Annotated in this window: 4 protein-coding genes; 2 read left to right on the forward strand and 2 right to left on the reverse strand. The window is 71.7% G+C overall.

Annotation, left to right across the window (positions count from 1 at the left end; genetic code table 11):
* The first annotated feature begins 216 nt into the window (after positions 1–216).
* Positions 217–2,364 (forward strand): restriction endonuclease, encoded by a 2,148-nt coding sequence (locus QR77_RS22265; protein ID WP_173476336.1) that lies wholly within the window; start codon positions 217–219, stop codon positions 2,362–2,364.
* A gap of 74 nt (positions 2,365–2,438) precedes the next feature.
* On the opposite strand, the gene QR77_RS22270 is transcribed toward QR77_RS22265, so the two are convergent.
* Positions 2,439–3,833 carry an FAD-dependent oxidoreductase gene (locus QR77_RS22270; protein ID WP_040023862.1) on the reverse strand — a complete coding sequence of 465 codons (1,395 nt, stop codon included), beginning with the start codon at positions 3,831–3,833 and terminating at the stop codon, positions 2,439–2,441.
* The gene (locus QR77_RS22275; RefSeq protein WP_052488974.1) at positions 3,830–4,537 is read right to left on the reverse strand and encodes a rhomboid-like protein; all 708 of its coding nucleotides are present in this window, start codon (positions 4,535–4,537) and stop codon (positions 3,830–3,832) included. Before QR77_RS22275 ends, QR77_RS22270 begins: the two co-directional genes overlap by 4 nt.
* A gap of 88 nt (positions 4,538–4,625) precedes the next feature.
* Here QR77_RS22275 and QR77_RS22280 point away from each other — a divergent pair, with 88 nt between their 5' ends.
* Complete coding sequence (locus QR77_RS22280) at positions 4,626–5,516, forward strand: aminoglycoside phosphotransferase family protein (RefSeq protein ID WP_236710773.1); 891 nt, start codon at positions 4,626–4,628, stop codon at positions 5,514–5,516.
* Positions 5,517–5,557 lie beyond the last annotated feature (41 nt).

Below are 5,557 nucleotides of genomic sequence, written 5' to 3' on the forward strand. Positions count from 1 at the left end.
GGGGCCGGCCCCCGGCCCGGCCCGGTGCTGGTCCGGGAGTTCGCCGAGCTCGCGAACCAGATCACTGGCCCCTGTCCGGCGGACCTGCCGAAAGAAGGCAGTCCCCGCTGTCGAAACGGTGCACCGACCCCCCTCCGGTCCGCGACACTTGTCTCATCTGGGCGGGTGTGGCGGGGTCCGGTGCGTCTGTGACCCCGTGGGGAGGGGTGTGACCGTATGAGTCGTCGTTCCAGCGGGCTGATCGGGGTGTGGGCGGAGGCCCAGCGCCAGCAGCAGCGGCAGCAGGAGGCGCGGCAGCGGGCGCGGGTTCAGGAGCAGCGGCAGGCCGAGCGGCAACAGCGGGTGCGCGCACAGGACATGCGGCAGTCGGACAGCCGGCAGCGGGCCGAGTACCGGCGGCAGCGGGAGGCATCGGCACAGAGCCGTACGCGGGAGCTGGACGCGCAAGTCACCCTGCTGGAGAGCCTGTTGGCGACGGGATGCCGGGCACCCGCCTTCCGCACCTCGGCGCTGCGGCGCGAGGAGGCGTACGTGGAGCCGTTCGCCCCCGGGCAGTTGGCGTATCCGGTGCCGATGCCGGACCCGGCCAGGTACCAAGTACCGGGCGGCGGCTGGTCGGTGGCGCGGCGCGCGGCGGCGCAGCAGGAGGCGCAGGCGAGGTACGCGTACGACCTGCGGGCGGCGCAGGCGGCGGAGGGGCACCGGCAGCAGCAGTTGGCGGCGTACCAGCAGCAGTACGACGCCTGGGCCGGCGGCCAGTTGGCGGAGGTACGGGAGCACAACGCGCGCGTCGCAGCGATGGTCGAAGCGCTGCGCGCGGGTGAGCCCGAGACGGTGGTGGAGTACTTCTCGGCGGCGCTCTACGCGTCGACCGGATGGCCGGCGGATCTCGACTTCCCGAGACAGGTGACCGCCGCCTTCGACCGGACGGCGGGCCAGCTCGTGCTGGACTGGGAACTGCCCGGGTACGGAGTGGTGCCCGAGGCGAAGGCCGTGAAGTTCTTTCCCAGCCTCGACCAGGAGAAGGAGTCGCCGCGCCCGGTGGCACAGCGCCGGGCGCTGTACCGGGGGGTGTTGGCGCAGTGCGTCCTGCTCGTGCTGCGGGACATCTTCGCCGCGGACGAGTTCCGTACGGTGAGTTCGGTGGCCCTCAACGGCTTCGTGGACGACGTCGATCCCGCGACGGGCCACCGGGCGCAGGTGTATCTCGCCACGGTGATGGCGGAGCGGTCGGTCTTCGAGGCGCTCAACCTCCAGCACGTCAGCGCCGTGGACTGTCTCACCGAGGGCCTCGGAGGGCAACTGTCGGCGCGGCCCGACCAGCGGACCCCGGCGAGCCCGGTGCGCTTCCCCGATCAGGTGGGCTCGGAGGTGGTGTCGCACGGGGGCGGCGAGGAGCCGGATCTCTTCGCCATGGACCCGGTGGAGTTCGAGGGGCTGGTCGCCGAGTTGTTCAGGGCGCGGGGGATGCGCGCGGTGATGACCCAGCGGTCCAACGACGGCGGCGTGGACGTGGACGCGCTCGATCCGGACCCCATCGTCGGCGGAAAGATAATTGTGCAGGTCAAGCGGTACCGGAACACGGTGCCGCCGTCGGCGGTACGCGACCTCTACGGAACGGTGCAGGGAGCCGGGGCCAACAAGGGCGTGCTGGTGACGACTTCGGGCTTCGGCCCCGGCTCGTACACCTTCGCCAACGGCAAACCGCTGACCCTGGTACCGGGACCCGAACTGGTGGATCTGCTGCACCGGCACGGCCTGCGGGGGCGGCTCGGCCAGAGAACCCGGAGAACAGCGCCGGTGAGCGCCGGAGCGGCGAGTGCCCGAGCGGCTAGCGCCGCTTCCGGCGCAGCCGCTCCCGGCGCAGCCGCGTCCGACGGCGAACACAACACACTGGGCATGACGTGGGCGGGCGCGGTGTCGCTCGACGTGTGCGCACTGGTGTGCCGGGGCGGTCAGGTGTTGAGCGACGATCATTTCGTCTTCTTCAACAACGCCCGGACCCCGGACGGTTCGGTACGGATGGTGCCCGGCTCGGCGGGGGACCGGGCGGCGATCCGGGTGATGTTCGACGGACTGCCGGGGGAGGCGGACCGGCTGGTGCTGGTGGCGGCGGTGGACCCGGTGGAGAACCCGGAGGCGGACCTCTCGGGTTTCACGGACGCGGGGATCCGGCTGCGCGACGCGTCCGGCACAGAACTGGACCGGCTCGCCGTGTCGGACGGCCGGCCCGGCGAAACAGCCCTGGTCCTCGGCTCCTTCCGGCGCCGCTCGGGCGACGACTGGGACTTCGTCCCGGGCGGCAAGGGCTACCGGGGCGGGCTGGAGGAGCTGGTGGGCGACTTCGGGATCGACGTGGAGTAGCGGGAGCAGCGGGGGGCCCGGCGGGCGGGGCAGGCGGGGTGGTGGGTCCGGTGGCGGGTCCTTCCCACCTCCCCCTACCTCCCCGAGATCCGGTTCGCCCCCCGCGCCAGCGGGTGCGTGGCCGCCGTACGCGAGGTGGATTCCTGGCGGTCCGCCGTGCGGTACGCCGCGTACATACCGTGCACCCCCAGCCAGCGCAGCGGCTCCGGTTCCCACTTGCGGACCCGGTGGTTGACCCACGGCAGCCTGGTCAGGTCCGTGGCGCCCTGCTGGCCCGCGTCCTGCTGGATCAGGTCCCGGAGCGTGCGGGCCGCCAGGTTCGTGGTGGCCACCCCCGAGCCCACATAGCCGCCCGCCCAGCCGAGCCCCGTCGAGCGGTCGAGGGTGACCGTGGCGCACCAGTCACGCGGGACGCCCAGCACGCCCGACCAGGCGTGCTCGATCCGTACGCCCGTCGTCGCGGGGAAGAAGCGGATGAGGATCTCGCGCAGGGCCTGGACCGTGGCGGCCTGTGTGCGGCCGTCGTTGTCCGTCTTCGAGCCGTAGCGGTACGGGACGCCCCTGCCGCCGAGGGCGATGCGGCCGTCCGCCGTGCGCTGCGCGTACATGTACGCGTGCGCCATGTCGCCCAGCGCCTCCCGGCCCTCCCAGCCGATGGTGTCCCAGATGTGCGCCGGAAGCGGTTCGGTCGCGATCATCGAGGAGTTCATGGGGAGCCAGGTGCGGCGGGCGCCCTTGATCCCCGCCGTGAAGCCCTCGGTGCAGCGCAGGATGTACGGGGCGCGCACCGTGCCGTACGGCGTGACCGCGTGTTTGGGCCTGATCTCGGTGACCGGCGTCGACTCGTGGATGCGGACGCCGAGCGCCTCGACCACCGCCGCGAGCCCCTTGACCAGCTTCACCGGGTGCAGCCGCGCGCCGTGCGGGGTCCAGGTCGAGCCGACAGCGCCCTGGACCCGGATCCGTTCGGCGGTCTCGCGGGCGCCCTGGAGCGTACGGTCGGTCTCGCCGAAGGCGATCTCGACGGTGTGGAAGTCCTTCAGACGCGCCAACTGCGCTGGTGTGTAGGCGACTTCGAGCACACCACCCTGGTGGATGTCGGCCTCGATCTTCTCCTCGGCGGCGGCCCGTACGACCTCGTCGACGGTGTCGTTCATGGCCTGCTGGAGACGCACCGCCGCCTCATGACCGTGGAGGCGTGCGTAACGGTCGCGGCCCGCCACACCGTTGTAGAGCCACCCGCCGTTGCGCCCGGAGGCGCCGTATCCGCAGAACGTCGCCTCCAGCACAGTGATGTTGAGGAAGGGGACGGCCTTCTTGAGGTAGTACGCCGTCCACAGCCCGGTGAACCCGCCGCCGACGATGCAGACATCGGCGTGCGCGTCGCCGGGCAGCGGCTCCCGTGGCGCGGGGATGCCGTCCTGGGCGTACCAGAAGGAGATGCCGCCGTTGATCGTCGTGCTGGTCATGAGGGTGTTCGTACACCTGTACTTGTCCCCCTGTCCAGGGCGGGCGGCAGGTCCCGCCCACTGTCCCGCCCACTGCTGCGCCCGCTGTCGCGCGCCCGGGTGAGCGGGTAGCAGCCCAGTCCGATGAGCACCGCGCTGAAGTGGCCGACCTCCGTGAAGGTGGCCCCGGCGATCAGCGGGACGCCGTAGAAGATCAGTACGGCCGCGGTGTACGGCCGGTGCCAGAGCGGCGGAATGCGGTACGCGAGTACGCCGATGATGCCGGCGAGCGCGTAACTGACCCCGACATCAAGGGTGTTCATGGCGGACTGCGGGGCGTGGCCGTGCCGGATCCCCCAGTCGAGCACCCCCTCGCTGACCAGACTTGCGCCGACATGCGCGAACGTGACGACGGCCAGCCACCGCCCGCTGCCGAGCCAGCGCTCGGCGGGAGCGTGGAAGACGGTGAACAGTACGGCGTACGGAAGCCAGCTACCGAGCCACCCACCGCCCGGCCAGGTGGTGTCGCCGTCGATCCAGAAGGCGCTCGCGACGAGGACGCGCACGGGATTCGTCGACAGTTCATGGATGTTGGTGGAGTGCCGGCGCAGGAACTGTTCCTCGAACTCCGGCGACATGTGGTGCAGCACCACCGTGGTGGCGAAGAGCGCCGCCAGCCAGAGGTACGTGCCCGGGGCGGTCGCGACCCGGCGGAGGACCGGCATGACCCAGGAGCGGGACCGGGCCCAGGAGCGGGCGCGGTGGAGAAAACGGCGCATGGGGCGATTGACGCACGCCCGTAGGATCCGATGCGTGATCGACATTCCGGTGAAGTGGGCGAAATCACAATCGAGGCTCAACGGCGAGGCGGGCCGCGCCTTCGTCGCCGGGCTGCCGGACCGCGCCGCGCACTTCCTCGACCTGTGGGGACTGCGGGTCACAGGCCCCTCGATGTACGGCGTGTGCGCGCTGGTGCTGCCGGTGGAGCGCGCGGGAGCAGGCGAGGGGGAACGTACGGAGGAACGCGCCGTACTCAAGCTCCAGCCCCTCGACGACGAGACCGCCGGTGAACCGGTGGCGCTCACCGCCTGGAACGGCGACGGAGCCGTACGCCTGCTGGAGTACGACGCCGAGACCGGAACCCTGCTGCTGGAACGCCTCGAAGCGGCACGCGACCTGAGCGGGGTGGAGATCCGGGAGGCCGTGGGCGTCGTGGCCGGGCTGCTGGCCCGCCTGACGGCGGCCGAGGCTCCCGCGGGACTGCGGCGGACGCTCGGTGATCTCGCGGCCCGGATGCTGGACGACGTACCCGTGGTGGTGCCGTTGGTCGCCGACGCCGGTGAACGGCGGCTGCTGCGCGACTGCGCTGCGGCGCTGCGCGAGGTGGCGGGGGAGCCCGGCGACCGGCTGCTGCACTGGGATCTGCACTACGAGAACGTGCTGTCGGGCGGGCGCGAACCCTGGCTGGCCATCGACCCGAAACCGCTCGCCGGTGACCCGGGCTTCGAGCTGCTGCCCGCACTCTTCAACCGTTTCGACGCGTCGCACGTGGGGTGGCGCTTCGACCTGATGACGGAAGTGGTGGGCCTGGACCGCGAACGGGCACGGGCCTGGACGCTGGGGCGGGTCCTCCAGAACGGCCTGTGGATGCGGTCCGTGGTCCCCGAGCACGCCGCCATCGCGCGGACTCTGCTGGGGAAGTAGACCCCGTCATGTGTCGGGCAGCCCTTTCAGCCGGGTGCGGT

The sequence above is a fragment of the Streptomyces sp. 150FB genome, from assembly GCF_000818195.1.
Classification (GTDB): domain Bacteria; phylum Actinomycetota; class Actinomycetes; order Streptomycetales; family Streptomycetaceae; genus Streptomyces.